The organism is Cellulomonas alba, assembly GCF_030362835.1.
GTDB lineage: Bacteria > Actinomycetota > Actinomycetes > Actinomycetales > Cellulomonadaceae > Cellulomonas > Cellulomonas alba.
Genome location: NZ_JAUCGQ010000001.1, coordinates 2,575,384 through 2,601,161 on the forward strand (window position 1 = coordinate 2,575,384; position 25,778 = coordinate 2,601,161).

General features: G+C 74.3%; 27 protein-coding genes and 1 tRNA gene. 18 read left to right on the forward strand and 10 right to left on the reverse strand.

Annotation, left to right across the window (positions count from 1 at the left end):
• The first annotated feature begins 246 nt into the window (after positions 1–246).
• From QRT04_RS11700 to QRT04_RS11740, 9 genes are all read left to right on the forward strand, one after another.
• Positions 247–741: an FtsB family cell division protein gene (locus QRT04_RS11700; RefSeq protein WP_289455447.1), complete on the forward strand. Its 495-nt coding sequence runs from the start codon at positions 247–249 to the stop codon at positions 739–741.
• A 96-nt stretch (positions 742–837) separates the two neighbouring features.
• Positions 838–1,329 carry a DUF501 domain-containing protein gene (locus QRT04_RS11705; protein WP_289455449.1) on the forward strand — a complete coding sequence of 164 codons (492 nt, stop codon included), beginning with the start codon at positions 838–840 and terminating at the stop codon, positions 1,327–1,329.
• Between the two features lie 68 nt (positions 1,330–1,397).
• Positions 1,398–2,354 carry a Ppx/GppA phosphatase family protein gene (locus QRT04_RS11710; protein ID WP_289455450.1) on the forward strand — a complete coding sequence of 319 codons (957 nt, stop codon included), beginning with the start codon at positions 1,398–1,400 and terminating at the stop codon, positions 2,352–2,354.
• A gap of 237 nt (positions 2,355–2,591) precedes the next feature.
• A complete protein-coding gene (locus tag QRT04_RS11715) occupies positions 2,592–2,927 on the forward strand; it encodes a PadR family transcriptional regulator (protein ID WP_289455452.1) in 336 nt (111 codons plus the stop codon).
• Entirely contained in the window at positions 2,924–3,985 is a 1,062-nt protein-coding gene (locus QRT04_RS11720; protein WP_289455453.1) for an HAAS signaling domain-containing protein, read from the forward strand. Before QRT04_RS11715 ends, QRT04_RS11720 begins: the two co-directional genes overlap by 4 nt.
• 122 nt (positions 3,986–4,107) lie before the next feature.
• Positions 4,108–5,634, forward strand: a complete 1,527-nt coding sequence (locus tag QRT04_RS11725; RefSeq protein WP_289455454.1) for a GH1 family beta-glucosidase — start codon at positions 4,108–4,110, stop codon at positions 5,632–5,634.
• 90 nt (positions 5,635–5,724) lie between these two features.
• On the forward strand, positions 5,725–7,206 hold the full coding sequence (locus QRT04_RS11730) for an NAD(P)/FAD-dependent oxidoreductase (RefSeq protein ID WP_289455455.1): 1,482 nt from the start codon (positions 5,725–5,727) through the stop codon (positions 7,204–7,206).
• Between the two features lie 108 nt (positions 7,207–7,314).
• Positions 7,315–7,388: transfer RNA gene (locus tag QRT04_RS11735), tRNA-Leu, on the forward strand.
• Between the two features lie 214 nt (positions 7,389–7,602).
• Positions 7,603–8,835: a polysaccharide deacetylase family protein gene (locus QRT04_RS11740; protein WP_289455456.1), complete on the forward strand. Its 1,233-nt coding sequence runs from the start codon at positions 7,603–7,605 to the stop codon at positions 8,833–8,835.
• Positions 8,836–8,878: 43 nt separating this feature from the next.
• On the opposite strand, the gene QRT04_RS11745 is transcribed toward QRT04_RS11740, so the two are convergent.
• Together QRT04_RS11745 and QRT04_RS11750 are read right to left on the reverse strand one after the other, a co-directional pair.
• The gene (locus tag QRT04_RS11745) at positions 8,879–9,733 is read right to left on the reverse strand and encodes a siderophore-interacting protein (RefSeq protein WP_289455457.1); all 855 of its coding nucleotides are present in this window, start codon (positions 9,731–9,733) and stop codon (positions 8,879–8,881) included.
• 99 nt (positions 9,734–9,832) lie between these two features.
• Positions 9,833–10,276, reverse strand: coding sequence for a MarR family winged helix-turn-helix transcriptional regulator (locus QRT04_RS11750; protein ID WP_289455458.1), 444 nt, complete (start codon positions 10,274–10,276; stop codon positions 9,833–9,835).
• A gap of 73 nt (positions 10,277–10,349) precedes the next feature.
• Between QRT04_RS11750 and QRT04_RS11755 the strand changes: the two genes are divergently transcribed.
• Positions 10,350–11,585 carry an MFS transporter gene (locus tag QRT04_RS11755; protein ID WP_289455459.1) on the forward strand — a complete coding sequence of 412 codons (1,236 nt, stop codon included), beginning with the start codon at positions 10,350–10,352 and terminating at the stop codon, positions 11,583–11,585.
• A gap of 74 nt (positions 11,586–11,659) precedes the next feature.
• On the opposite strand, the gene QRT04_RS11760 is transcribed toward QRT04_RS11755, so the two are convergent.
• Both QRT04_RS11760 and QRT04_RS11765 read right to left on the reverse strand, forming a co-directional pair.
• A complete protein-coding gene (locus tag QRT04_RS11760; RefSeq protein WP_289455460.1) occupies positions 11,660–12,499 on the reverse strand; it encodes an ABC transporter permease subunit in 840 nt (279 codons plus the stop codon).
• Positions 12,496–13,440 (reverse strand): ABC transporter ATP-binding protein, encoded by a 945-nt coding sequence (locus tag QRT04_RS11765; protein WP_289455461.1) that lies wholly within the window; start codon positions 13,438–13,440, stop codon positions 12,496–12,498. Before QRT04_RS11765 ends, QRT04_RS11760 begins: the two co-directional genes overlap by 4 nt.
• A 255-nt stretch (positions 13,441–13,695) precedes the next feature.
• Here QRT04_RS11765 and QRT04_RS11770 point away from each other — a divergent pair, with 255 nt between their 5' ends.
• Positions 13,696–14,685 carry an acetylxylan esterase gene (locus QRT04_RS11770; protein WP_289455463.1) on the forward strand — a complete coding sequence of 330 codons (990 nt, stop codon included), beginning with the start codon at positions 13,696–13,698 and terminating at the stop codon, positions 14,683–14,685.
• A gap of 77 nt (positions 14,686–14,762) precedes the next feature.
• Here the strand turns inward: QRT04_RS11770 and QRT04_RS11775 are convergent, their stop codons facing one another.
• Together QRT04_RS11775 and QRT04_RS11780 are read right to left on the reverse strand one after the other, a co-directional pair.
• On the reverse strand, positions 14,763–15,359 hold the full coding sequence (locus QRT04_RS11775; RefSeq protein ID WP_289455464.1) for a TetR-like C-terminal domain-containing protein: 597 nt from the start codon (positions 15,357–15,359) through the stop codon (positions 14,763–14,765).
• Positions 15,352–16,227 carry an alpha/beta fold hydrolase gene (locus QRT04_RS11780; RefSeq protein ID WP_289455465.1) on the reverse strand — a complete coding sequence of 292 codons (876 nt, stop codon included), beginning with the start codon at positions 16,225–16,227 and terminating at the stop codon, positions 15,352–15,354. The genes QRT04_RS11775 and QRT04_RS11780 overlap by 8 nt, the downstream gene beginning before the upstream one ends.
• Before the next feature lie 118 nt (positions 16,228–16,345).
• Between QRT04_RS11780 and QRT04_RS11785 the strand changes: the two genes are divergently transcribed.
• A complete protein-coding gene (locus tag QRT04_RS11785) occupies positions 16,346–16,753 on the forward strand; it encodes an FKBP-type peptidyl-prolyl cis-trans isomerase (protein ID WP_289455466.1) in 408 nt (135 codons plus the stop codon).
• An 88-nt stretch (positions 16,754–16,841) separates the two neighbouring features.
• Here the strand turns inward: QRT04_RS11785 and QRT04_RS11790 are convergent, their stop codons facing one another.
• Positions 16,842–18,089 carry a D-arabinono-1,4-lactone oxidase gene (locus tag QRT04_RS11790; protein ID WP_289455467.1) on the reverse strand — a complete coding sequence of 416 codons (1,248 nt, stop codon included), beginning with the start codon at positions 18,087–18,089 and terminating at the stop codon, positions 16,842–16,844.
• 92 nt (positions 18,090–18,181) lie between these two features.
• On the opposite strand from QRT04_RS11790, the gene QRT04_RS11795 reads away from it, so the two are divergent.
• Positions 18,182–19,120: a transglutaminase-like domain-containing protein gene (locus QRT04_RS11795; RefSeq protein WP_289455468.1), complete on the forward strand. Its 939-nt coding sequence runs from the start codon at positions 18,182–18,184 to the stop codon at positions 19,118–19,120.
• An 81-nt stretch (positions 19,121–19,201) separates the two neighbouring features.
• Here QRT04_RS11795 and msrA read toward each other — a convergent pair whose 3' ends face one another.
• Positions 19,202–19,870 carry a peptide-methionine (S)-S-oxide reductase MsrA gene (gene msrA, locus QRT04_RS11800; RefSeq protein WP_289455469.1) on the reverse strand — a complete coding sequence of 223 codons (669 nt, stop codon included), beginning with the start codon at positions 19,868–19,870 and terminating at the stop codon, positions 19,202–19,204.
• Between the two features lie 194 nt (positions 19,871–20,064).
• Between msrA and QRT04_RS11805 the strand changes: the two genes are divergently transcribed.
• Both QRT04_RS11805 and ilvA read left to right on the forward strand, forming a co-directional pair.
• Positions 20,065–21,273 carry an AI-2E family transporter gene (locus QRT04_RS11805; RefSeq protein ID WP_289455781.1) on the forward strand — a complete coding sequence of 403 codons (1,209 nt, stop codon included), beginning with the start codon at positions 20,065–20,067 and terminating at the stop codon, positions 21,271–21,273.
• Entirely contained in the window at positions 21,270–22,493 is a 1,224-nt protein-coding gene (gene ilvA / locus QRT04_RS11810; RefSeq protein WP_289455470.1) for a threonine ammonia-lyase, read from the forward strand. Before QRT04_RS11805 ends, ilvA begins: the two co-directional genes overlap by 4 nt.
• A gap of 48 nt (positions 22,494–22,541) precedes the next feature.
• Here ilvA and greA read toward each other — a convergent pair whose 3' ends face one another.
• Both greA and QRT04_RS11820 read right to left on the reverse strand, forming a co-directional pair.
• The gene (gene greA, locus QRT04_RS11815) at positions 22,542–23,027 is read right to left on the reverse strand and encodes a transcription elongation factor GreA (RefSeq protein ID WP_289455471.1); all 486 of its coding nucleotides are present in this window, start codon (positions 23,025–23,027) and stop codon (positions 22,542–22,544) included.
• A gap of 233 nt (positions 23,028–23,260) precedes the next feature.
• Positions 23,261–23,668 (reverse strand): DUF4307 domain-containing protein, encoded by a 408-nt coding sequence (locus QRT04_RS11820; RefSeq protein WP_289455472.1) that lies wholly within the window; start codon positions 23,666–23,668, stop codon positions 23,261–23,263.
• Positions 23,669–23,802: 134 nt separating this feature from the next.
• Between QRT04_RS11820 and mca the strand changes: the two genes are divergently transcribed.
• The 3 genes from mca to QRT04_RS11835 are packed head-to-tail and all read left to right on the forward strand — an operon-like array spanning position 23,803 to position 25,759.
• Positions 23,803–24,666, forward strand: a complete 864-nt coding sequence (gene mca / locus QRT04_RS11825) for a mycothiol conjugate amidase Mca (protein WP_407653615.1) — start codon at positions 23,803–23,805, stop codon at positions 24,664–24,666.
• The gene (locus QRT04_RS11830; protein ID WP_289455475.1) at positions 24,663–24,941 is read left to right on the forward strand and encodes a hypothetical protein; all 279 of its coding nucleotides are present in this window, start codon (positions 24,663–24,665) and stop codon (positions 24,939–24,941) included. Before mca ends, QRT04_RS11830 begins: the two co-directional genes overlap by 4 nt.
• Entirely contained in the window at positions 24,938–25,759 is an 822-nt protein-coding gene (locus tag QRT04_RS11835; protein ID WP_289455476.1) for a carbon-nitrogen hydrolase family protein, read from the forward strand. The genes QRT04_RS11830 and QRT04_RS11835 overlap by 4 nt, the downstream gene beginning before the upstream one ends.
• The last annotated feature ends 19 nt before the right edge of the window (positions 25,760–25,778 follow it).

The following is a 25,778-nucleotide window of genomic DNA, read 5'->3' on the forward strand; positions in this document are numbered from 1 at the left end:
CGCGGCTCCGGGGCGGCCGCCGCCCGCGGCTCCGGCGGGAGCGGGGCGACCGGGACGAGCACCGCCCGCGCCGACGGCGCGGCGTCGCCGCGCGCCACCACGTCCGGCTCCCCGATCCCTGCGACCGGCGCCGTGCCGCGGGTCGGCGCGCCGCCACCCTCGGCCGCCTCGCGACCCGGCTCGTCCCGGCCCGCGCCGCGCCCGTCGGCCCGCTCGAACCCGCGGGCGGCCGCACCGTCGCAGCACGTGCAGACGCGGCTGCCCCGACTCTTCACGGTCCGCGTCATGGTGTTCGGCTGCGTGGTGCTGCTCGCGTTCATCCTCGTCTCGCCCACGCTGCACTCGTACGTGCAGCAGCGTCAGCAGCTCGCCCAGCTGCGCTCGCAGGTCGCTGCGGCGCAGGCGCGCAACGACGATCTGCAGTCGGACCTCTCGCGGTGGGACGACCCGGCGTACGTGCAGGCGCAGGCGCGCCAGCGGCTGTCATTCGTCATGCCGGGGGAGAAGGCGTTCCGCGTGGCCGACCCGCAGACCGTGCCGGACGTCGAGCCCGCGGAGAAGTCCGGCCCGTCGTCGGCGCTGGACGACACGGGCACCGGCCCCTGGTACCAGGCGGTCTGGTCGTCGGTCGAGGCCGCGGGCGCCCAGCCCGTCCCGCCGGCCGGACAGACGGACGCGTCGGACACGCCGTCGGACGCGACCACGGACCCCGCCACACCGCCGGCGACCACGGCACCCTGACGCGGCGCCGGCCCAGGTCGCCTGGGCGGTGACCCGTCGCACGTCGTCGGACGGGCGACAATGGACGCACCCCGCCGCCCCACGAACGGATCCGTCATGTCCTCCGCCGTCACCGAGCGCGACCTCGACGTGCTGCGCGAGCAGCTCGGCCGCCCGCCGCGCGGCGTCGTCGGCGTCGCCGCCCGCTGCGTGTGCGGCCGCCCGCTCGTCGTCCGCACGGCCCCGCGCCTCGACGACGGCACGCCCTTCCCCACGACGTACTACCTGACGTGCCCGCCGGCGGTCGCGGCGGTGAGCACGCTGGAGGCGACCGGCCTCATGAAGGACCTGACCGCGCGGCTCGAGCACGACGAGGAGCTCGCCGCGGCCTACCGGCGCGCGCACGAGGCGTACCTCGCGGACCGCGACGAGCTCGGGCACGTCGAGGAGATCGCCGGCGTCTCGGCCGGCGGCATGCCCACCCGCGTCAAGTGCCTGCACGTGCACGTCGGCCACGCGCTCGCGGCCGGCCCCGGCGTGAACCCGATCGGCGACGAGGTCCTCGGGCTCATGCGCGACACCTGGCGTCCCGACCGCTGCACCTGCTGACGGCGAGGCCGTTCGGTGGCCGGACGCCGGCGTCGGACGGGCGTCCGTCGGATGCGAGGATGGCGCGCGTGACGCGCGTGGCTGCCATCGACTGCGGGACCAACTCGATCCGACTCCTCGTCGCCGACGTGGACCTCGAGGCGGGCACGCTCGTCGACGTGACGCGCCGCATGGAGGTCGTCCGGCTCGGGCAGGGCGTCGATCGCACCGGTCGCCTCGCGCCCGAGGCCCTTGCGCGCACGCTCGACGCCGCGCGCCGCTACGCCGACGAGAGCCGCGAGCTCGGCGTCGAGGCCACCCGGTTCGTCGCGACGAGCGCGTCGCGCGACGCCGAGAACCGCCAGGACTTCGTCGACGGCGTGCTCGACGCGCTCGGCGTCGAGCCGGAGGTCGTCGACGGCCAGGAGGAGGCGCGCCTGTCGTTCCGCGGCGCGACCGGTGTGCTCGCCGGCCGGCACGAGGGCCCGTTCCTCGTCGTCGACCTCGGTGGCGGCTCGACCGAGCTCGTGCTCGGCACGACGGCGCCCGAGGCGGCCTACTCGATGGACGTCGGCTGCGTCCGCATGACGGAGCGCCACCTGCTCGGCGACCCGCCCGCGCCGGCGGAGCTGGTCGCGGCGCACGCCGACGTCGCCGCGGCGCTCGACGCGGCCGCCGCCGTCGTGCCGCTCGGCAGGACCGTGACGCTCGTCGGGCTCGCCGGCACGGTCACGACCGTCACCGCGCACGCGCTGCGCCTGCCGGCCTACGACCCGACGGCCATCGACGGCTCGGTGCTGGCCGTCGACGAGGTCCTCGCCGCGTGCGACGACCTGATGCTGCGCTCGCGCGACGAGCGCGCGGCGCTCGGCTTCATGCACCCCGGCCGCGTGGACGTGATCGGCGCGGGCGCCCTGGTGTGGCACGACGTCGTGACGCGCGTGCGCGACGAGGTGGCCGCCGCGGGTCGCGCGCTCACCGAGGTCGTGACGTCGGAGCACGACATCCTGGACGGCATCGCCTGGAGCGTCGCCGAGCGCGTGTGACGCCGGTCGGGGCGCTCCGGGTCATCGCCGCACCTGGACCCCGACCCTCCGGCCCCCTCGGCCCCTGACGCCCCCGAAGCGACACGCCCGGTGTCTCACGCTGGACACTAGTGCGCATCGCGTAATACTCTCGGCCGTGCGGCACCGGGAGGGCGGTGCCGCACCACGACGGTCCGCCGGACCGGTGCTCGACGCGATCGAACGGGCGCCGGTGGCGGCGCGACACAGGGAGGCCGGATGGACACGACGCAGCTCCTCAAGGGCGTGCTGGACCTGGCGGTGCTCGCCGTCGTCGCGGACGAGGACGGGTACGGCTACGACGTGGTGCGCCGCCTGCGCGCCGCGGGCCTCGAGGAGGTCGGTGACGCGTCCGTGTACGGCACGCTCCGCCGGCTGTACTCGTCGGGCGCGCTGACCTCGTACGTGGTGCCGAGCGACGAGGGTCCGCACCGCAAGTACTACGGGATCAATGCGCAGGGCCGCTCGACGCTCGAGGCGCAGCGCAAGGACTGGCACGAGTTCGCCGGAGTGATGTCCGGCCTGCTGAACGACAAGGCGGAGGTCGTCCGATGAGCACGCTCGAGTCCACCCCGGACGTCCTCGACGTCACCGGGTACGCGGCCGCAGTGCGCCGCAGCCTCGCCGACCTGGGCAGGGAGCAGGCGGACGACCTGACGGACGGCCTCGAGGCCGACCTCGCGGACGCGCTCGCCGACGCCGACCACGCGCGCCACGGGGGAGACCTCGTCGCCCAGTTCGGCAGTCCCGACGACTACGCGGCCGAGCTGCGCGCGGCGGCCGGGCTCGGCAGCGCAGCCGGGGCGCACGCGGGCGGCCCGTGGCGGCGGCTCGGCGGCCTGCTGCGTGAGCAGCGCGCCGGCCTGCGCACGCAGCCGTGGTGGCCGGGAGTCGCCCGGCTCGGCACCGCCGCCCGCCCGCTGTGGTGGGTCGTGCGCGGCTGGGTCGCGTTCATGCTGCTGGACCGCTGGTTCGGCGCGGGGGGCTCGCAGTGGTTCCCGAGCGGCGGCACGGGCCGGCTCGCTCTCGTGGCGCTGATGATCGCGAGCATCTGGCTCGGTCAGTCGCGGGTCCGGCGCGGTCGGCGGCTCGTTCTCGCGCTGAACGTCGCGCTCGCCCTCGGCCTGCTTGTCGTCGCACCGGCGGTCAGCCGGGACCAGGCGTGGCAGGCCGACGCCGCGAGCTCGGGTGTCGCGGCGCCCGCGCAGGACGGGGTCGTCGTGGACGGCATCCAGGCCGGGAACCTGTTCGTCTACGACGCGCAGGGCAACCCGCTGCACGACGTGCAGGTGTTCGACGACCGCGGGCGGCCGGTCCGCACGAGCGGCGACGGCTCGACCGTCGACAGCCAGTCCGGCGAGCCGTGGACCTACGCGCCGCGCACCGCCGCCGACGGCCGGACGATGTGGAACGTGTACCCGCTCCTCGGCGCGCCCGCGCCGTGGTGGGAGTACGACGGCGAGGGTCAGCTCTCGCTCACGCCGGGTCACTCGCTGCAGGTCGCGCCGCTGCCGTTCGAGAAGGCGCCCGCGGTCGCCCCGGCCGAGGGCGGTCCCGCGCCGGCTCCGACGCCGGCTCCCACGCCGGCGGCGAGCCCGGCTCCCACGCGGTAGCGCGGACGCCGCGCGGGGTGCGTCGCCGAGCGGCCGGCGCACCCCGCGCGACGAAACGCCTGGTCGCGCGGGGCCGCGGTCCCCTAGCGTCGGCCGGGACGACCGCTCGACGAGGAGCCCCGATGACCGCACGCACCACGGCGCCGCGCCCCGACGGTCCCGCGCCGCTCGACCTGGCCCTCGACCGGCGCACCGTGCTGCGCCTCGGCGGGGGCCTCGTCGCGCTCGGCACCCTCGCTGCGTGCACCGATGGGAGCGCTCCTACCACCACGGCGTCGCCGCGCCCGACGGCCTCCGGCCCGTGGGAGCCGCCCGCGGACCCGATGGCGTTCCCCGACGGCTTCGTCTGGGGCGCGGCGACGTCGGCGTACCAGGTCGAGGGCTCCACGAAGGCCGACGGGCGCGGCCCGTCGATCTGGGACACCTTCGCGGCCCAGCCCGGCCGCATCGCCGACGGCTCGACGGGCGACCCCGCGGCCGACCACTACCGGCGCTGGGCCGCCGACCTCGACCTCATGAAGGCGCTCGGCCTGGGCGCCTACCGGTTCTCGGTCGCGTGGCCGCGCGTCCAGCCCACCGGGAGCGGCAAGGCGAACCCGAAGGGAGTCGACTTCTACAGGCGACTCGTCGACGGGCTCGTCTCGCGCGGCATCCACCCCGCGATCACGCTCTACCACTGGGACCTCCCGCAGCCGCTGCAGGACGCGGGCGGCTGGCCGGTGCGCGCGACGGCGCAGCGGTTCGCCGACTACGCGTCGATCGTCTTCGACGCGCTGCACGACTCGGGCGCCAGGTGGCTGACGATCAACGAGCCGAAGACCACCGCGTCGGTCGGCTACGGCACGTCGGCGCACGCGCCGGGCGCGGACGACGTCGAGCAGTACGCCGCCGCCGTTCACCACCAGCTGCTCGCGCACGGCCTCGCCGTCCAGGCGTTCCGCGCGTCGGGGGCGACCGGCGACATCGGCATCGCGCTCAACCTCATGCCGGTCTACCCGACGACGGACGACGCGGCCGCCGCCACGCGCCGGGTCGACGGCGTCGAGAACCGGCTGTACCTCGACCCGGTCCTGCGCGGCACGTACCCGGACGACGCGATCGGCGACCTCGCGGGGCAGATCCCGGCGTCGCGCCCGGCGTTCGACGCGCTCGTGCACGACGGGGACCTCGCGACGATCTCTGCGCCGATCGACGTGCTCGCGGTCCAGTACTACGGCGTCTCGGGCGTCGACGCGTCGGGCCAGTACCAGCAGGTCGCGCCGACGTCGCTCGCCTCGTGGCAGCAGGTCCGCCCCGAGGGCCTGTACGACCTCCTGACGCGCATCACGGCGGACTACCCGGACGCGCCGCCGCTGGTCATCACCGAGAACGGCATCCCCGACCCGGACGCGCAGGGCACGACGGACGACGGCCAGCGCCTCGACTTCCTGCGCCGGCACCTCCAGCAGGCGGCGCGCGCCATCGGCGAGGGCGTCGACCTGCGGCAGTACTACGTCTGGTCGCTGCTCGACAACTTCGAGTGGGCGCAGGGGTACACCCAGCGCTGGGGCATCGTCCGCGTCGACTTCGACACGCAGCGGCGCACGCCGAAGAGCAGCGCGCAGTGGTACTCGGGCGTCATCCGGGCCAACGCGGTCTCACCCGGGTGAGGGGACCTTGGGCCGTGTTGCGCGCGCGTGTGCGCAGTATCACGGGTCTCTCGACGGGACTGAGAGGTGCCGGGCGGATACCGTAAAGGTATGCCTCAGTCTGTCTCGACCCCGGTTGACGCTGCCCCCGCATCGGCGAGGGCCGGCAAGTCGCGCAAGGTGCCGCGCATCGTCATCCTCGGCGGCGGGACGGTGGGCCTGTACACCGCGCGCCGGCTGCGCAAGCGCCTGGGGCGCCGCGAGGCCGCGATCGTCGTCGTGGACCCGAACCCGTACATGACGTACGCGCCGTTCCTTCCCGAGGCGGCCGCCGGCTCGATCGACGCGCGCAACGTCGTGGCGCCGCACCGCCGCGCGCTCAAGGGCGTCGACGTGCTGCAGGGCAAGGTCTCGCAGATCAACCACAGCGAGCGCACCGTGCAGATCACGCCCGAGGAGGGCGAGCCGTACTGGGTCACGTACGACCACCTGGTGGTCGGCCTCGGCTCGGTCGCCCGCACGCTGCCCATCCCCGGCCTCGCGGAGCAGGGCATCGGCTTCAAGACGGTCGAAGAGGCCATCGCGGTCCGCAACCACATCCTCAACCGGATCGACGTCGCGTCGTCGACGTGGGACCCCGAGCTGCGCCAGCGCATGCTGACGTTCGTCTTCGTCGGCGGCGGCTTCGCCGGCATCGAGGCGCTCGCGGAGATCGAGGACATCGCGCGCTACACGGTCCGCCACTACAAGCAGATCGAGCAGAGCGAGCTCCGTTTCGTGCTCGTCGAGGGCAGCCCGCGCATCCTCCCCGAGGTCAGCGAGGAGCTCGGCGGCTACACGCTCGAGCAGCTGCGCAAGCGCAACATCGAGATCCACCTCTCGACGTTCCTCAACTCGTGCGTCGACGGTCACGTCGTGCTGTCGAACAAGATGGAGTTCGACGCCGAGACGATCGTGTGGACGGCGGGCGTCAAGGCGAACCCGGTGCTGCAGAAGTCGGACCTGCCGCTCGACCAGCTCGGTCGCGTCACGGTCAACGCCAAGCTCCAGGTGGTCGACGCCGAGGGTCACGTCGTGCCGGACGCGTACGCCGCGGGCGACTGCGCCGCGGTGCCGGACCTCTACAACCCCGGCAAGTTCTGCCCGCCGAACGCCCAGCACGCGCTCCGCGAGGGCAACCACCTCGGCGACAACCTCGCGCGCGTGCTGCGCAGCGCGGAGCTCACCGACTACAAGCACAAGAACATCGGTGCGGTCGCCTCGCTCGGCATGTACAAGGGCGTCGCGCAGATGTTCGGCAAGATCAAGGTGCGCGGCTTCCTCGCGTGGGTGCTGCACCGGACCTACCACGTGTTCGCGATGCCGACCGTCAACCGCAAGCTGCGCATCATGGCGGGCTGGACGGGCTCGGTGCTGCTGCGCCGCGAGGTCGTCTCGCTCGGTGCGCTGCACGACCCGCGGGCGGAGTTCCGCGCGGCGTCCGTGCCGGCGAAGCCGCGCGTCGTCGAGGCCGAGCAGAAGGCGGCCTCGCTGCCCTCGATCAAGGCCGAGGCGGGCTCGCCCGCCGAGAAGGCGTCGAAGACGGCGAGCTGACACGCTCCTGCCGCCGAGCCCCGACCGGTCCGCCGGCCGGGGCTCGTCGCTTCCCCGGACGCAGCACGCCGTGGCTGCGCGCGGCGGGCCTGGCAGGATGACGACCGCGCCCCCGTAGCCCAATCGGCAGAGGCAGCCGGCTTAAACCCGGCCCAGTCCCGGTTCGAGCCCGGGCGGGGGCACGCAGGTGTCGGTCGGATGGCAGCGCGGCGGCACGGGAGTTCACCCGCCGGGCCGGCGGCTTCACCCGTCGCCCCGACGCGCGCCCGCCGGTCGTCTCCGACGTCTCCCTCGGCAGCGCGTCCGCCGCGCCACCCGACCGTGGCGGTGCGTCGACGCGGTCCCCGCGGCGGTCGGTGTGACAGTAGGACGACGCGCGGGCGAGAGGCGGCGGTGATGCGGACGAGGACGTCGCGATGGCGCACCGCCGCGCTGGTCGCCGCCGTCGGGCTGTCGGCGGCGGCGTGCACGGTCGGGACGCCGGACGAGCACGCCGGCACGGAGTCGAGCCCGTCGGGTCCTGGTGCGCACTCGTCGACCCCGGCCTCGACGGAGCCGCCACCGGCGCCGGCCGTGCCCATCGCTGCGCCGCCCTCGACCTCGCCCCCGAACCCGGGCCCGACCCCGGCCGAGGTGGCGCACCGCGCCGCCTCCAACGTCGACGTGCGTCCGCTGCGGCCCGGAGAGACGCCGCCGCAGTTCGTGCTGTTCTCGTTCGACGGCGCGGGGTGGCACGAGCGCTGGCAGGAGTTCCTGGCGGCCGCCGACCGGGTCGACGCGCGCTTCACCGGATTCCTCTCGGGCACCTACCTGCTCACCGACGCGCACCGCGACGCCTACCGGGGTCCGGGGCACGCACGCGGCGTCTCGGAGGTCGGGTTCGGTGGCAGCGCCGCGCAGGTCGAGCAAGAGGTCCGCGACCTCAACCAGGCGTACGCGGCGGGCGACGAGATCGGCACGCACTACAACGGCCACTTCTGCGACGAGGCGCGCCCCGGCGGTGGGCAGTGGACCGCGGCGCAGTGGCGCAGCGAGCTCGACCAGTACTTCACCGTCGTCCAGAGCTGGAAGTCGATCGACGACCTGCCCGGCGCGCCCGACCTGCAGGTCCCGTCCGACTCCATCGTGGGCGGGCGGCTGCCGTGCCTCGAGGGTCGGTTCTCGGCCGTGCTGCCGGCGTGGCGTGCGCACCACATGACGTACGACACGTCGGGGTCGGGCTCGATCGCGTGGCCCCGGAAGGTGCACGGCATCTGGGAGTTCCCGATGCAGTACGTCGCGTCACCGGCGTTCGGGAACGTGACGGCGATGGACTACAACTTCTGGTTCAAGTTCAACGGCGCGAAGAACGACCCGGCGGCCGCGCCCGCCATCCGCGCGAAGGTCCTCGCCACCTACGAGCACATGTACGACGTGGCGCGGCTCGGCAACCGGGCGCCCCTGGTGATCGGCAACCACTTCAACGGCTGGAGCGGCAACGCGTTCAACCCGGCGGTGAAGGACTTCATGCTCGAGGTCTGCGACGACCCGGGTACCGTCTGCGCCACCTACTCCGACGTCGTCGCCTGGATGCAGGCGCAGGACCCGAAGGAGCTGGCGCACCTGCAGTCGCTGCCGGCGGTGCGCTGACGGCGCTACGGCGCGGAGTCCGACGACGGACGCGTCGTGCGCGTCAGCGCAGCCCCGCGGCGGCCTCGGCGCTCTCGATGTCGGCGAGCCACGCACGCTTGCCGGCCCGCCAGCCCTCGTCCGTGACGCCCAGGCGCCAGTACCCCGAGACGGACAGCTGCGTGTTCGCGATGCCGCGGTCGGCGCGCAGGTGGCGACGCAGCTCACGGACCATGCCCGCCTCGCCGTGCAGGAACGCGCTCGTCGGCGGGGGCAGCGACGGGAGGGCGAGCGCAGCCTCGACCAGGGCGGCGCCGGGGGCGCGCTCGTCGGTGTGCACGTACCGGAGCTCGACGCCCGGCGGCGCGGCGAGCGGCAGCTCGTCGTCGGCGTGCGGCACCTCGAGCAGCGCGTGGCCGACCGCGCTGGCGGGCAGGCGCTCGAGCGCGACCGCGACGGCGGGCAGCGCGCTCGCATCGCCGATCAGCAGGTGCGACGCGGCGTCGCGGTCGGGGGACCACGCGCCGCCCGGACCGGTGAGCGCGACCGGGTCACCCGGCTGCGCCTTCGCCGCCCACGGCGCCGCGACCCCCTGGTCGCCGTGCACCACGACGTCCAGCGCGAGCTCGCGGCGGGCGGCGTCGTACGCGCGCACGGTGTACGCGCGCTGGCGGGGCTGGTCGTCGGCGGGGAGCGCGGTGCGCACCGCGTCGAGGTCGAGCCGACCCTCGGGGTCGATCGGCCGGGGGGCGCCGCTCGGCAGCATGACGAGCTTGACGTACGAGTCGGCGTGCGGCGACGGCTCGAACGTCGCGAGGCCGCCGACGAGGACGCGCACGAACGACGGCGAGAGCCGTTCGGTGCGGACGACGACGCCGACGTGCGGCGCGGGGCGGCGGCGAGGGGCGGCGTCGGGCACGGGACCTCCGGCTGGGGTGGGCTCGCCGGGCGCGTCCGGGGCGAGCCCGGACAGCCTAGGTGGCGAACCCGCGAACGCCGCGACGGCGGCCCGCGATGGTCACCGGAGGCCGGTGCCCGCGTCGAGCTCGGCGTTGAGGCGGGTCAGCAGCGCGGCGAGCTGGTGGCGGTCGTCCTGCTCCCAGCCCGCGAGGACGTCGCGGTAGACGTCGTGCCGTGCGGAGCGGGTCGCGGCGAGCGCCTCGGCGCCGGCGGGCGTCATGCTGATCACGGCGCGCCGGCCGTCGTTCTCGTCGCGCTCGCGGGTCACGTGGCCCGCGGTCTCCATGGCGAGCACCTGCCGCGTCACGGTCGACGCGTCGAGTCGCAGGTGGTCGGCGATCTCGTTGATGCCCAGCGGTCCGTCCGCCGCGAGCCGGCCGAGCGCCAGGTAGGCCGACCGCTCGAGCGTGCCGTCGAGCCGCGTCGCTCGGCGGCGGTTCCGGTCCGCCAGGCGCAGCAGCAGTGCCACCTGCTCCTCGATGGTGCGCACGTCAGGGTCCACGATCCATCCTCCGTCCGTCTGGGTGTAGCATACAGGTAATTACCTGCCACCTACAGATATATCAGGAGCGTCAGTGGCACCCGCCAGGAACGAACCCCACAAGACGGCGATCTACTCGACCGCCCTCACGGCGTTCTTCGCCATCGCCGGCATCGCGATCGTCGACCCCATCCTGCCCATCATCGGCCAGGACCTGGGCGCCACGACGTGGCAGATCGAGCTGCTGTTCACCGCCTACATCGCGGTCATGGCGATCGGCATGATCCCCGCCGTCATGGCGACCGGGAGGTTCGGCTACAAGAAGATCCTCGCCGCGGGCGTCTCGGTCGTGGCGGTCGCCGCGATCTGCGCGTCCTTCAGCAACGGCATCGGCGGGCTCGCCGCGTTCCGCGGCCTCTGGGGCCTCGGCAACGCGATGTTCTTCGCGACCGCGATGGTGCTGCTCGTCTCGCTCGCCAACGACCGCGAGTGGGTCGTCGGGCTCTTCGAGACGTGCGTCGGCCTGGGCTTCGCGGTCGGCCCGCTCATCGGCGGCCTGCTCGGCAAGATCTCGTGGCGCGTGCCGTTCTTCGTCTGCGGCATCTTCATGATCGGTGCGCTGATCATCGCGCTCACGCGGCTCAAGGACCCCGAGGTCGCACCCGCGCCGCTCCGGCTCGGCGAGGTGTTCACGCCGTTCCGCAAGCCCGCCTTCGTCGCGCTGTCCGTGCTGACCGCGACGTACAACTTCGTGTTCTTCATCGTGCTGGGCTACACCCCGGTCGCGCTCGGCCTCGACGTCGTGCCGCTCGGCCTCGTGTTCACCGCCTGGGGCGTCGGCCTCGCGTTCGGCATCCTGGTGGTCGGCCACAAGCTCGCGCACAAGTTCGGTGGCGTGCAGGCCGTGGGCTTCGCGGTGATCGTCGTGATGCTGACCCTCGTCGGCCTCGCGGTGCTCGACCCGACGTGGGCCAAGGTCGTCACGCTCGTGGTCGCCGGCATCGCGATGGGCATCGCGAACGCGAACCTCACCGACCTCGCGCTCGCGATGGGCTCGCCCGACCGTCGTGTCACGACCGGCGCGTTCAACCTCGTCCGGTGGGGCTTCGCGGCCCCCGCGCCGGTGGTCGCCGGGCTGCTCGCCGAGCACGTGGGCGTCGACGCGCCGTTCTGGGTCGGCGTCGCCGTGATCGGCGTCGGCGTCCTGGTGTTCTTCGCGACCGGGCACTTCATGGCCCGGTCGATCGGCGAGCGCGTGCTGTGGTCGCGCTGGAACGCCGACGCGCAGGCGGTCGAGGGCACGCCCGAGGAGGCGCTCGAGCTGCTCTGAGCCGGTCGGCCATGCCGGCACGAAGGCCCCGGTCTCCGCGAGGGAGGCCGGGGCCTTCGTCGTGCCGGGCGGGATCAGGCGTCGCGGGTCTTCACGCGCCACGCGCCGGGGATCATCACCACGACGACGTAGGCCAGCAGCACGCCGAAGCCCTGCCACGCGCTCAGGGTCGTGTAGCTCGGGTCGGCCTGGGACTGGATCTGCGCGTCGGTCTGCGTGATCTGCGAGCCGGCGACGTTCGGCAGGAACGGCATGAGGTCGTGCAGGACGCTCCACGGGATGATCTGGAACAGGATCGGTAGCACCAGCAGCACACCGAGGACCGTCGCGATCGCGGCGGCAGACTGACGCATCAGCGTGCCGAGCGCGAACGCGAACAGCGCGATCGCCGTCACGTAGAGCGCCTGGCCGAACAGCGCCCGGATCACCTGCGGGTCGGTCGCGTCGACGTAGAAGTCCTTGCCGTGGAAGATCGCCCACTGCAGCACCGCGGCGATCGCGACCGCGAGCGCCGTCGCGACGAGCACGACGAGCGCGAGGATCGCCGCCTTCGCCCAGATGACCGGCAGCCGGCGCGGCTCGGCGGCGAAGCTCGAGCGGATCATGCCCGTCGAGTACTCGGCGGTGATGCTGAGCGCGCCCAGCACGGCGACGGCCAGCGGTCCGAGGAACGCCGTGCCACCGAAGGCGTCGAGCGGGTTGGGGTTCGTGTCGTCCGAGTTGACGATCGCGAGGCTCGCGAGCAGCGCGAGGCCGATGATCACGACCGAGGACACCGACAGCGTCCAGATCGTCGACTTCACGGTCCAGAACTTGATCCACTCGGACCGCAGGAGGCCGCCGACCGTCACCCGCTCCGTGCGCTGGGTCGTGACGCCGGCCGGTGCGGCGTCGGTCGTGGTGAGCGTGGTCATCGGGTCACCTCGGGGTCGTGCGTCGTGGCGTCGGGAAGCGCTGCGGAGTGGTACTCGACCGCGTCGCTCGTCAGGCTCATGTACGCGTCCTCGAGCGAGCCGCGCACGGGGGTGAGCTCGTGCAGGACGAGGCCCTCGCGGGCCGCGGCCTCGCCGACCGACGGCGCGTCCACGCCGTGGAGCTGGAGCACGCCGGGCTCGGGCGAGCTGACCGTCACGCCGGGGCCGGCCACGAGCTCGGCGATCCGCCCAGCCTGCGGCGAGCGGACCAGCACGGTGGTGGTCGTCGCCTGCGCGATGACCTCGTCGACCGGGCCGTCCGTGATGATGCGGCCCTTGCCGATGACGATGAGGTGGTCGGCCGTCAGCGCCATCTCGCTCATCAGGTGCGACGACAGGAAGATCGTGCGCCCCTCGCCGGCGAGGTACTTGACCAGGTTGCGCACCCAGAGCACGCCCTCGGGGTCGAGGCCGTTGACGGGCTCGTCGAGGATCAGCGTGCGCGGGTCGCCGAGCAGCGCGACCGCGATGCCCAGCCGCTGGCCCATGCCGAGCGAGAACCCGCCGACGCGGCGCTTGGCGACCTGCTGCAGGCCGGTCATCTCGATGACCTCGTTGACCCGCTTGTCGGGGATGCCGTGCGTCGCGGCCAGGGCGCGCAGGTGGTTCCGTGCGCTGCGACCGGTGTGGACCGCCTTCGCCTCGAGCAGCGCGCCGACCTCGGTCAGCGGGGAGGCAAACTTGTCGTACGGGCGACCGTTGACGGTCACCGAGCCCTGGGTGGGCCGGTCGAGGCCCATGATCATGCGCATCGTCGTCGACTTGCCGGCGCCGTTGGGGCCCAGGAAGCCCGTCACCTTGCCCGGCTGCACGGTGAACGTGATGCCGTCGACGGCGGTCTTGTCGCCGTATCTCTTCGTGAGTGCTTGCGCCTCGATCATCGGTCCTGTCCTCGTCTCGGGTGTCACCGGCCGCCCCCTGTGAATGCCGGCCAGCCCCGACCCTAGGGGGCCGGTCGGGAGGCTGTCCCTCAGGTGCGCCCCCCATTTGTAGTCAGGGTGCCCCCCGTGGCCCCTCGGGGTCGAGGGCGTGCTCCGGGGGACGGGACGGGCGTCCGACGGCGGTAGGGTCCGGGTCGGATCGATTCGTCCTTCGGGGGTCGCGACGACGCGGGCCCCATCGCACCAAGGAGCGAGATGGCGCTGTACGACCTCCCCCTCGCCGAGCTGCGCGCGTACCGGCCCGAGCTCGACGAGCCTGCGGACCTCGACGACTTCTGGGCGTCGACGATCGCGGACGCGCGCCGTCACGACGTGCTGGTCGACCTGCGGCCGGTCGACGCCGGGCTGAGGCTCGTGGACGTCGAGGACCTGACGTTCGCCGGGTTCGACGGCCAGCCGATCCGCGCGTGGGTGACGCGCCCGGCGGGGACGCGCGGCGAGGCGCTGCCCGCGGTCGTCGAGTTCCTCGGCTACGGCGGCGGTCGCGGGCTGCCCCACGAGAACCTGCACTGGGCCGCCGCCGGGTACGTCCACGTGCTGATGGACACCCGCGGCCAGGGGTCGATCTGGAGCGCAGGCGGCGCGACGCCCGACCCCGTCGGCTCGGGTCCGGCGATCCCCGGCGTGATGACGCGCGGCATCCTCGACCCCGCGGAGTACTACTACCGGCGCACGATGACGGACGCCGTGCGCGCGGTCGACGCGGCCCGCGCGCTGCCCGGCGTCGACCCGGCGCGCGTCGCGGTGGCCGGCGGCAGCCAGGGTGGAGGCCTCGCGCTCGCGGCGGCAGGCCTGTCGGACGGGCTCGTCGGCGTGATGTCGGACGTGCCGTTCCTCTGCCACTTCCGCCGCGCGGTCGCGCTGGTCGACACCGACCCGTACCACGAGATCGTGCGCTTCCTCGCGGTGCACCGCGGCCGCGCCGAGCAGGTGTTCCACACGCTCTCGTACTTCGACGGCGTGCACCTCGGCCGCCGAGCGAGCGCGCCCGCGCTGTTCTCGGTCGCGCTGCGCGACGACATCTGCCCGCCGTCCACCGTGTACGCCGCGTACAACCACTACGGCTCGCTCGGCGGCGACCCCGAGCGCGAGATGGCGGTGTACGAGTTCAACATGCACGAGGCGGGTTCGGCCTACCAGACGGACCGGCAGCACCGCTGGCTGAACGCCCGCCTGGGGCTCTGAGTCGGGAGCCGCGGGCGGGGAGCGCACGCGGGCCGGCTCGCGCGCGCGTGGCGCACGTTGGTGCGGCTCGGGCCGCCTCAACGCTGGGCGGTGAGGCCCGCGATGAGCAGGTCGACGAGGTAGTGGAAGCTCGCGTCGACGTCCTGCGGCATGCCGAAGCCGCCGCCCAGCTCGAGCGCCACGAAGCCGTGCAGCCCCGCGCGGAACGCGCGGACCGCGTCGATCTGCCGCTCGGGCGGCACCCCGACGGCTGCGACGGCGCCGGCCAGCGCGTCGACCGCTCGCAGCGCGGCGTCCCGCACGGCCTGCGCGCCGGGGTCCGAGGGCCAGCCGGCGCCCTGCACCGCCTGGTACCGCCCAGGGCGGGTGAGCGCGTAGGACCGCGTGGCGTGCGCCATCGCGCGCAGCGCGTGCGCCGGGTCGGTGCCGTTCCGGGCGGCGGTGTCGCGCGCCGCGGCCAGAGCGTGCGCGAAGTCCGCGACGCAGGTCGCCGCGACGTCGAGCCGCAGCTCGTGCAGGCCGCCGACGTGCTTGTAGAGGCTCGGGACGGCCACTCCGGCGCGCGCCGCGACGGCCGACAGCGTCAGGTCGGTGAACCCCGTAGGGCCCCCCTCGTCCACCACCTCGAGCGCGAGCGCGCCGACCGTCGGCCGGTCGAGCCCTGCCCTAGGCACCGGCCACCGAGGGGCCCCGGCGCTCGGCGACGGCGAACCCGCGTGCGTCGCGGGGGAGGGCCGCGAGGAACGCGAGCGTCCGCTCGGCGACCTGCTCGCCTGCCTGGTGCTGCGGGTAGTGCGCCACGTCCGACAGCATGACGACCTCGGCGCCCAGCCGCCTCCCGATCCACGCACCCTCGGCTGCCGGGTCCGCGAAGTCGGGGTCGCGCTCGCCCAGGAACGCGATCGCCGGCGCCTGCACCTCCCCGAGCCGCTTCTCGACCGGCGCGTGCGTCAGCTGGACGCAGAGGTGCCGGAACGAGCGCAGGTTCGCGGGCCGTGACATCGAGGCGTGGACCGCCGCGACGTGCTCGTCGAACCACGGCGCCTTCGCCCCGCGGCTGAGGGTCTTGCGGTAGTACCCGGTCCATGCGCCGGCGCCCCACGGTCGCGCGAACAGCGCGCGGTACAGCAGCTTCGTGAGCGCGACGGTCAGGCCGCCCGTCGGCGGGTTGCGCAGGAACGGGCCGGTCAGCACGAGGCCGGCGACGGCCGACGGCCGCTCGGCGGCGGCCCAGGCGACCGAGCCCGCGCCCATCGAGCTGCCGACCAGCACCGCCGGGCCGCCGAGCTCGTCGACGAGCGCGAGCACGTCCTGCCCGGTGACGACGTCGCCGTGCGTCGTGAACGTCGTGTCCGAGTCGCCGTGGCCGCGCAGGTCCATGGCCGCGACGCGATGGCCGGCGGCCGCGAGCGGCTCGGCGATGTCGCGCCAGGTGCCGCGCAGGTCGCCCATGCCGGGGACGAGCACGACGAGCGGGGCGTCGGCGGGTCCGGTCAGGTCGTACGCGATGCGCCCCTCGGGACGCTGCAGGTACTGGGTCATGACAAGAAAGCTAATGGCATTAGCCAAACTCCGCAAGAGGGGCGGCGTGCTCGTCGAGGCCGGTGTCGGCGACGTGCGGCACGATGGACGGGCACAGTCATCCATCGAAGGAGCACTCATGTCCGCAGCCCTGCCGCAGGCCTCGGGTTCGTTCGGCGAGAAGCCGGTCCTCACGTTCCCCGCGTCCGGCGCGCCCGACGACCTGCAGGTCACGGTGCTCAGCCGCGGCGACGGCCCGCTCGTCGAGGCCGGCGACGACCTCGAGGTCCACTACCTGGGCCAGTCGTGGGGCGGCAACGTCTTCGACAACTCGTACGACCGCGGCTCGTCGATCAGCTTCCCGATCGGCGTCGGCGCCGTGATCGCCGGCTGGGACGAGGGCCTCGTGGGCCAGCAGGTCGGCTCGCGCGTGCTGCTGTCGATCCCGTCTCACCTCGGGTACGGCGACCGCGGGGTGCCGCAGGCCGGTATCCGCGGCGGCGACACGCTGGTGTTCGTCGTCGACATCGTGGGCACCGGCCGCTGACGCCGGAGCCCTGTCGGACCGCCCGACGGCTCGCGCAGGCGTCGCGCGGGCCGTCGGCGTGCCGCTCCGGGCCGGCACGGCGCAGCGGTCAGAGCACGTGCCGCGCCAGGAAGTCGTTCGTGAAGACGCCACCGGGATCGCGCCGGGCGACGAGCGCGCGGAAGTCGTCCCACCGCGGGTAGAGCCGCGCCAGGTCGCGCTCGCGGTCCGCGAAGAGCTTGCCCCAGTGCGGCCGCGCGTCGAACGGCGCGAGCGCGTCCTCGATCGTGGGCAGCACGTGCGCGACCTCGGGCACCTGCTTCCACGTGAAGTGCAGCGCGACCGTGTCCACCCCGTGTGCCGTCGACAGCCAGAGGTCGTCGGCCGCGACGGTCCGCACCTCGCTGACCAGCAGCAGCGGCGTGACGACGGAGCTCAGCGCCCGCACGGCGGCCAGCGCCGCGGCCGCGTGCCGCCGGGGGAGCAGGTACTCCGACTGCAGCTCGTCGCCGCTGCTCGGGGTGAAGTCCAGGCGGAAGTGCGGCAGGCGCTCGTGCCACGGTCCCGGCTCGCCGAGCTGAGGTGTGCACGCGACCGGGTCGATCCCGGCGATCGGGTGCTTCTTGGCGGTCGCGGGACGCGCTCCGTAGCGCTCGACCTCCGCGCGCTCGTCGCCGGCGCGCACCCGCGCCTTGCGCCACACCTGCTGCACGGCGGGCCCGGACCAGTCGGTGAACAGGCTGACGGAGTCGGCGCTCGCGGTGATCTCGTCGAAGTGCTCGAGCGCCGCGTCCCACGGCAGGTCGAGGTCCACGGTCTGCGCGACGTCGTACGTCGGCTCGACGTCGAACGTGACGCGGGTGACGACGCCGAGCGCGCCGAGCGCCACGACCGAGCCCGCGAGCTCGTCGTCCCCGCGGTCGAGGACGCGCAGCGTGCCGTCGGCGCCGACGAGCTCGAGCCCTGCGACGCCCGCCGCGAGGTTCCGCGCGTGGTCGCCCGAGCCGTGCGTGGCGGTCGCGACCGCGCCCGCGAGCCCGATGTGCGGCAGCGACGCCATCGCGTGCAGCGCCCAGCCGCGCGCGTGCAGCTCGCGCGCCAGCTCGCCGTACCGCATGCCGGCGGGTGCGGTCGCCGTCCGGGCCACCGGGTCGACGGCGACGCCGTCGGTCGCGGCGAGCGCGTCGAGCACGACGAGGTCGCCGGGCGAGTCCGCGAGGTCGTTGAACGAGTGTCGCGAGCCGAGCGCGCGCACCCGCCGGGACACGGCGACGAGCTCTTGGAGCTCCTCGAGCGTGCGCGGCCGGTGGACCGTCGCCGCGCCGAACGTGTGGCTGCCGGACCACGTGGTGGTCATCGCATCGCTCCTCGTGCAGGTGGAGGACCACCGTACGACCCGGGGCGCGGTCGCCCTTGACAGCGCTCGCGGGTCGTCGGCACGGTCGACCGGTGCCCACCCTCGAGCAGTACGCGACCCACACGCCGTTCACCGACCCGGGCCGGCACGCGCCGCTGCTCGCGGCTGCCGGGACCGGCCCGGAGGACCTCCACCGCGCCGCGACGGGCACGCTGCTGCACTACCGCGGCGAGGCGGACCGCGTGACGCCCGAGCAGCTGCCGGACGTGGACCTCCGCTGGGTCTCCGCCCAGCTCGACACCGCGCAGGCCCGCAACCCGGTGCCGCTCGGCGCGCCGCGCACCGACGCGCAGTGCCTCGCAGGCTGCTGCCGCGACCACACGCTCCTGTCGGTCGCGATCCTGCGCGAGCACGGCGTCCCCGCGCGCTGCCGCATCGGGTTCGCGCGGTACTTCCGGCCCGACTTCCACGTGGACCACGCGGTCGTCGAGCGCTGGGACGGCGACCGGTGGGTCCGCTCGGACTCGGAGCTGGCGCAGGAGGGGTTCGACTTCGACGTGCACGACCTCCCGGCCGGGTTCGGCGCGCCGTTCGAGACGGCCGCCGAGGTCTGGCTCGCGGCGCGCGCCGGCAAGGTCGACCCCGCGCGGTACGGCGTCGACCCCACGATGCCCGAGCTCACCGGCATGCCGTTCCTGCTGGGCGAGGTCTTCCTCGAGCTCGCGCACCGCGAGCTGGACGAGATCCTGCTGTGGGACGTGTGGGGGCCGGGCATCCCGCCGTTCGCGCTGCCTGCCGGGGCGTCACCGGACCCGATGCCGCACGACGACGCACCCGCGCTCGCCGACGAGATCGCCACGCTGCTCGTCGCGGCCGACGCGGGTGACGCCGCGGCCGACGCCGAGCTCGACGCGCGCTGGGCGACGGACGCACGCCTGCGCCCGAGCGCCAACCGCGTCGTCACGCTGTCGCCGCTCGGCCGCATCGGCGACGCGGACCTCACGGCCCGCACCACGACCTGGCGCACCTGACCGCGGGGACGGGCGAGGGCCCGCCACGCCGTGCGTGACGAGCCCTCGTCGTGTCGCGCCGGGTCGCGCCCGGCCGGTGTGTCAGGCGCCCGACGGCAGCGGGCACGCGACGCCGGTGGAGTGCACCGGGCAGTACCCGTTCGGGTTCTTCTGCAGGTACTGCTGGTGGTAGCCCTCGGCGTAGTAGAACCGTCCGGCCTCCGTCGCCGGCCGGATCTCGGTCGTGATGGTGCCGAAGCCGGAGCGAGCGAGGCGCGGCTGGAACATGTCGCGCGTCGCGACGGCGGCCTCGGCCTGCTCGTCGGTGGTCGTGAAGATCGCCGAGCGGTACTGGGTGCCCACGTCGTTGCCCTGGCGGTAGCCCTGGGTCGGGTCGTGCAGCTCCCAGAACCGGCGCAGCAGCTCGTCGTGCGGCAGCTTCTCCGGGTCGTACGCGACGAGCACGGTCTCGGTGTGGCCGGTCAGGCCGGTGCACACCTCGTCGTACGTCGGGAACGGCGTGAAGCCGCCCTGGTAGCCCGCGGCGGTCGTGACGACGCCGGGCGTCTGCCACATCTCCTTCTCGGCGCCCCAGAAACAGCCCATCGCGAGGTACAGCACCGCGGTGCCGGTGGGCCAGGGGCCCTGCAGCGGGGTGCCGAGCACGGTGTGCGTCTCGGGGATCGTGTAGGCGTAGTCGTCGCGGCCGGCCAGGGCGCGGTCGGGCTCGACCATCGTCGAGCGCAGGGCGGATCCGAACAGCCAGCTCATGGGTTCGTCCTCTCAAGATTGGTCGGGGTTCCCGGGTCGCGGGTCTCCCGGCACGTGCAACCGGGTGACGGGCGAGCCTGTTCCCGCGCGTGTGCGGACCGTCACCTAGCCTGGGCCTGGTGACGAGCGACGACCTCGACGGCACCGCGACCCCCGGCAGACGCGCCGAGACGGGCCCCGCCGCGACCCCCTCCGTGACCGCGGCGCCGGTCGCGTCGACGAGTGCCGGGCCGGTGCCCGCGTCGGTGCGCGCGGCGGCCGACTGGTCCTGGCGGGTGCTGCTGATCGGACTCGCGCTCGCGGTGCTCGCCTGGCTCGTGGTGCAGGTCAAGGTCGTCGTGATCCCGGTCGCCATCGCGCTCCTGCTCGCGGTGCTGCTCGGGCCGGTCGTCACGTTCCTGCACCGGCGGGCGCGCCTGCCCCGGGCGGCGGCCGTCGCGCTCACCGTGATCGGCCTCGTCGCGCTCGTGGTCGGGCTGCTGACCCTGGCCGGGACGTCGCTCGTGCACGGCATCGGCGACCTGTGGTCGCAGGCCGCGCAGGGCGTCGAGAAGGTGCGCGACTGGCTCGCGACCGGACCGCTGCACCTCTCGGACCAGGACGTGCAGAGCTGGGCCGACCGGATCAAGGACCTGTTCTCCGGCAGCGGCGGCTCGTCGTCGCTGGTCACCGGGGTCCTGCACGCGGGCACGACGGTCGCGCACGTGGGTGCCGGCACGCTGATCACGCTCTTCTGCACGTTCTTCTTCCTGCTCGACGGCCGCGGCATCTGGGCCTGGGTCGTCGGTCTGCTGCCGCGCGGCTCGCGCGAGCGCGTGCACCAGGCCGGGCGCCGCGGCCTCGTCACGCTCGGCGCCTACACGCGCACGCAGATCCTGGTGGCGGCGGTCGACGCGGTCGGCATCGGGCTCGGCGCGCTGATCCTGCACGTGCCGCTCGCGCTGCCGCTCGCGACGCTGGTGTTCGTCGGCTCGTTCATCCCCGTCGTGGGTGCGGTCGTGACGGGCGCGGTCGCGGTGCTCGTCGCGCTCGTGGCCCAGGGGCCGTGGGCCGCGCTGTTCATGCTGGCGGTCGTCCTGCTCGTGCAGCAGATCGAGGGGCACCTGCTGCAGCCGTTCCTGATGGGGCACGCGGTGTCGCTGCACCCCGTCGCGGTCCTGCTCGCCGTCGCCGCGGGCTCGTTCGTCGCGGGCATCGTCGGCGCGCTGTTCGCCGTGCCTCTGTGCGCCGTGCTGAACACGGTGATCCTGTACCTGCACGGGCACGACAAGTTCCCGCAGCTCGGCCACGCGGACCACGTGACGATCCGCGAACGCGGGCACCCGATTCTCGACCGGTCGATCGAGCAGTTCGCGAACACCCCGGACCCCGCGGTCGGCCCCTCGCCCGAGGAGCGTGCGTGACGCCCACGACGCTCGCCGACGTCCGCGCGGCGGCGGCACTGCTCGACGGCGTCATCGAGCACACGCCCGTCGAGCACTCGCGCGCGCTCTCGGAGCTGGTCGGCACGGCCGTCCACCTCAAGTGCGAGAACCTCCAGCGCGCCGGCTCGTTCAAGATCCGCGGCGCGTACACCCGGCTCTCCGGCCTGACCCCCGAGCAGCGCGCCCGTGGCGTCGTCGCGGCGAGCGCGGGCAACCACGCGCAGGGCGTCGCGCTCGCCGCGCGCGAGCTCGGCATCGCCGCCAAGGTCTTCATGCCGGTCGACGCCGCGCTGCCCAAGATCGCCGCGACGCGCGACTACGGCGCCCAGGTCGAGCTCGCCGGGACGTCGGTCGACGAGGCGCTGACGCACGCACTGGCGTACGCCGAGCGCGCCGGCGCGGAGCTGATCCACCCGTTCGACCACCCGGACGTCGTCGCGGGCCAGGGGACGCTCGGCCTCGAGCTGCTCGACCAGGTGCCCGACCTCGCGACCGTCGTCGTGCCCGTGGGCGGCGGCGGGCTCGCGGCGGGGATCGTGGCCGCGCTCGCCGAGGCCCGCCCGTCGGTGCGCGTGGTCGGCGTGCAGGCGGCGTCGGCCGCGGCGTACCCGGCCTCGCTGCGCGCGGGCCGCCCGGTCGCGGCGCGCGACATGCGCACGATGGCCGACGGGATCGCGGTCGGCCTGCCGGGCAGCGTGCCGTTCGAGATCCTCGCGGCGCACGGCACCGAGATCGTCACGGTCTCCGAGGAGGACCTCTCGCGCGCGCTCCTGCTCGTCGCGGAGCGCGCCAAGCTGCTGGTCGAGCCGGCCGGCGCGGCCGCGGTCGCCGCGCTGATGGCCGAACCCGAGCTGTTCACCACCGGTCCGGTGGTCGCGGTGCTGTCGGGCGGCAACATCGACCCGCTCGTCCTAATGCGTGTCGTGCGGCACGGCCTCGCGTCGGCGGGACGCTTCCTCCAGCTGCACGTGCGACTCTCGGACTCGCCCGGCACGCTCGCCGAGCTGCTGCGCGACGTCGCCGGGACGGGCGCGAACGTCCTCGACATCTCGCACGCACGCACCGGCGTCGACCTCGGGGTCGACGAGGTCGCGATCGACGTGCAGGTCGAGACCAAGGGCCTCGAGCACTGCGCCGCGGTGCACGAGACGCTCCGCGCATGCGGCTACCGCGTCACCAGCACGACGCGTACCGCATGACGAACGGCGCCGGCCCCCGACGGGACCGGCGCCGCGTCGTGCGGGGGGTCAGCCCGCGAAGGGCTTGGCGGCCTTGATCGCCACCGGGATCTCGCGGCCGTTCGGCGCGGTGTACGACACCTTGTCGCCGACCGTGCGGCCGTTGATCGCGGCGCCGAGCGGCGACGTCGGCGAGAACACCTCGATGTCCTCGCTGCCGGCGATCTCGCGCGAGCCCAGCAGGAAGACCATCTCGTCGCCCGCCACGTCGGCCGTGACGACCATGCCCGGCTCGACGACGCCGTCGTCCTTGGGCGTGCCGATCTGGACGTTGCGCAGCTTGGCCTCGAGCTCCCGGATGCGGGCCTCGTTCTTCGCCTGCTCCTCGCGGGCGGCGTGGTAGCCGCCGTTCTCCTTGAGGTCGCCCTCGTCTCGAGCCGCGGCGATGCGGGCCGTGATCTCGTCGCGGTGGGCGCCCTTGAGGTGCTCGAGCTCGGCGGTGAGGCGGTCGTAGGCCTCCTGGGTCAGCCACGTGGCCGCAGTCGTGTCGGTCACGATCGCTCCTTCCATGCAGTCGTCGTGCCGGGCGGGACCGGGGGATCCCGCCCTCCAGCAGCCGCGAACGATCGTCCGCGCAACGAGACGGGGGTGTGCCGCTCTCGCGGTCGCGCCGGACGCTCGTCACGCCCGACCGGGGCGGCGTCGAAACGTCAAGACTAGCAACCGGCGCCGCCCGACGCCGGTCCTCCGAACGGGCGACGCAGGTGGGCGGCGCGCGACAGGCCTGGTCAGCCGACCTTGGCGCAGGTCTTGACGAGGCCCGACACGGCGGTCTCGGCGGTCTGGACGTCGACGGTCATGCGCACCGTCGAGGTGTGCGCCGGCCCGACCGTCACGGTGCGGACGCCGACCTGCGCGAACGACTCCGAGAGCGCCTGCACGGTGCACCGCACGGTCGACGAGCGGGGCTTCGTGACGTCGAACGTGACGGTGACGTGGCCGTCGTCGACCACCTTGTAGCCGTAGTCCTGCCAGTGCACCGGGTTCGCGAGCACGCCGCGCGTGACGAACGCGAGCAGACCGAGCGCGACGACGACGCCGACGGCGATCCACACCCGGCGCCGCGTGGTGCGGCGCGCGTCGGGCAGGGGCTCGTACCGACCGGCGGGTGGCGTGGTCGCGGTGGGCTGGGACAACGGGGCTCCGGCGGGCGTGGGACGGTGGGGCGGGCGCTCGGCCCGGCGCGCATCGTGGCGCCGGACGTGCGCGATCATTGTCTCTCGTCCCCAGCCCCAGGAGGTCCGAGGTGTCCGCAGAGCGGCTGCGCCTGATGGCGGTGCACGCCCATCCCGACGACGAGTCGAGCAAGGGCGCCGCGACCACGGCGATGTACGCCGCGCAGGGCGTCGACGTGCTGGTCGTCACGTGCACCGGCGGCGAGCGCGGCGACGTGCTCAACACGAAGTACGGCGAGGTCGCCGGCGGTGTCGAGGGCATGCGTGCCGTCCGCCGCGAGGAGATGGCGGCCGCGGCCGCCGCGCTGGGCATCCGGCAGCACTGGCTCGGCTTCGTCGACTCGGGGTTGCCGGAGGGCGACCCGCTGCCGCCGCTGCCCGAGGGGTGCTTCGCGCTCGTGCCCCTCGAGGAGGCGTCGGCGCCGCTCGTCGAGCTGATGCGCGAGTTCCGGCCGCACGTCGTCACGACGTACGACCCGACGGGCGGCTACCCGCACCCGGACCACGTGATGTGCCACCGCGTCGCGTTCGAGGCGTTCGCCGCCGCGGGCGACCCCGACCGGTACGTCGGGCGCGGCGAGCCGTGGGCGCCGCTCAAGCTCTACTACAACCACTCCTTCTCGCTCGCGCGGTTCCGCACGCTGCACGACGCGATCGTGGCGGCGCACGGCGAGTCGCCGTTCGGCGACTGGATCGACTCGCGCGGTGCGATGGAGATCCCCGAGCGACCCGTGACGACGCGTATCCCGTGCTCCGAGTTCTTCGCCGCGCGCGACGACGCGCTCCGCGCCCACGCGACGCAGATCGACCCCGACGGCTTCTTCTTCGCGGTGCCGCGCGACGTCGAGCTCGAGGTCTGGCGGACCGAGGAGTACGAGCTCGCCGAGTCGCGCGTGCCGACGACGCTTCCCGAGGACGACCTGTTCGCCGGCGTGCGCGGCACGGAGCTGGCCCGATGAGCGCCGCCTGGCTGCTCGCGGCGACGCCGACGCCGAGCCCGTCGCCCACCGCGCAGGCCGTCGGGAACGGCTCGCCGGGGTTCCTCGGGTTCGTGTTCACGTTCCTGCTCGCGGTCGCCGCGGTGCTGCTGTTCCTGTCGCTGACGCGCCACCTGCGCAAGGTGTCGCGGCGGGCCGAGCAGCTCGAGGGCGAGGACGCCGCGCCCGACGACGGCACCGGACCGACGGGCGGCGCTGGACGCGAGCCGGCGGACGGCGACGGGCCGCGGGGATGACGAGCGCGCCGGGCGCGCACCCGCCGGTGCGCGTGACGCTCGCCCAGCTGCGCGTCGGCGCGGACCACGGCGCGGCGCGCGACGCGGTCTGGCACGCGTTCGACGTCGCGTCCCGCGCGGGCGCGGACCTGCTGGTGCTGCCCGAGTACGCGTCGGGCTTCGACCCGCACGGCGTCGGCCGCGAGCACGCCGAGCCGCTCGACGGCCCGTTCGTCGCCCTGCTGTGCGAGCGCGCCACCGAGTCGGGCGTCGCGGTGATCGCCGGCACGACGCTGCCGGGTGAGCGGGACCTCGCGGTCAACGCGGTCGTGGCGGTCGACGGCGACGGCGACCTGGCGGGCGTCTACCGCAAGGTCCACCTGTACGACGCGTTCGGCCACCGCGAGTCCGACCGGCTCGAGCCCGGCCCGGCCGACGCGCCGCCGCTCGTGCTCCAGGTCGGCGACCTGCGGTTCGGCGTGCTGACGTGCTACGACCTGCGGTTCCCCGAGTCCGCGCGGCGGCTCGTCGACGCGGACGCCGACGTGCTCGTCGTGCCGGCGGCGTGGGCCGCCGGGCCGCTCAAGGCGATGCACTGGCGCGCGCTCGCTGTCGCACGGGCCGTCGAGAGCACCGCCGCGGTGGTCGCCGTCGGGCAGGCCGGGCCGGGCGTCACGGGGCACTCGGTCGTCGTGGGCGCCGACGGCGTGGTGCTGCTCGAGCTCGACGAGCAGCCCGCCATCGACTCGGTGGACCTGCTGCCCGCCGCGATCGCGCGCGTGCGCGAGACGAACCCGTCGCTCGCCAACCGGCGCTACCGCGTGGTGCCGCGCGTCTGACGTCGCGAGCGGGCCGCGC

What these genes read in the sequence shown, in the direction of transcription:
- QRT04_RS11705 (WP_289455449.1), top strand. Translation starts at nt 838, where the DNA reads ATGTCCTCCGCCGTCACCGAGCGCGACCTCGACGTGCTGCGCGAGCAG.
- QRT04_RS11725 (WP_289455454.1), top strand. Translation starts at nt 4,108, where the DNA reads ATGACCGCACGCACCACGGCGCCGCGCCCCGACGGTCCCGCGCCGCTC.
- QRT04_RS11730 (WP_289455455.1), top strand. Translation starts at nt 5,725, where the DNA reads ATGCCTCAGTCTGTCTCGACCCCGGTTGACGCTGCCCCCGCATCGGCG.
- QRT04_RS11770 (WP_289455463.1), top strand. Translation starts at nt 13,696, where the DNA reads ATGGCGCTGTACGACCTCCCCCTCGCCGAGCTGCGCGCGTACCGGCCC.
- QRT04_RS11835 (WP_289455476.1), top strand. Translation starts at nt 24,938, where the DNA reads ATGACGAGCGCGCCGGGCGCGCACCCGCCGGTGCGCGTGACGCTCGCC.
- QRT04_RS11715 (WP_289455452.1), top strand. Translation starts at nt 2,592, where the DNA reads ATGGACACGACGCAGCTCCTCAAGGGCGTGCTGGACCTGGCGGTGCTC.
- QRT04_RS11780 (WP_289455465.1), bottom strand. Translation starts at nt 16,227, where the DNA reads ATGACCCAGTACCTGCAGCGTCCCGAGGGGCGCATCGCGTACGACCTG.
- QRT04_RS11830 (WP_289455475.1), top strand. Translation starts at nt 24,663, where the DNA reads ATGAGCGCCGCCTGGCTGCTCGCGGCGACGCCGACGCCGAGCCCGTCG.
- QRT04_RS11790 (WP_289455467.1), bottom strand. Translation starts at nt 18,089, where the DNA reads ATGACCACCACGTGGTCCGGCAGCCACACGTTCGGCGCGGCGACGGTC.
- QRT04_RS11765 (WP_289455461.1), bottom strand. Translation starts at nt 13,440, where the DNA reads ATGATCGAGGCGCAAGCACTCACGAAGAGATACGGCGACAAGACCGCC.
- mca (WP_407653615.1), top strand. Translation starts at nt 23,803, where the DNA reads ATGGCGGTGCACGCCCATCCCGACGACGAGTCGAGCAAGGGCGCCGCG.
- msrA (WP_289455469.1), bottom strand. Translation starts at nt 19,870, where the DNA reads ATGAGCTGGCTGTTCGGATCCGCCCTGCGCTCGACGATGGTCGAGCCC.
- QRT04_RS11760 (WP_289455460.1), bottom strand. Translation starts at nt 12,499, where the DNA reads ATGACCACGCTCACCACGACCGACGCCGCACCGGCCGGCGTCACGACC.
- QRT04_RS11785 (WP_289455466.1), top strand. Translation starts at nt 16,346, where the DNA reads ATGTCCGCAGCCCTGCCGCAGGCCTCGGGTTCGTTCGGCGAGAAGCCG.
- QRT04_RS11720 (WP_289455453.1), top strand. Translation starts at nt 2,924, where the DNA reads ATGAGCACGCTCGAGTCCACCCCGGACGTCCTCGACGTCACCGGGTAC.
- QRT04_RS11740 (WP_289455456.1), top strand. Translation starts at nt 7,603, where the DNA reads ATGCGGACGAGGACGTCGCGATGGCGCACCGCCGCGCTGGTCGCCGCC.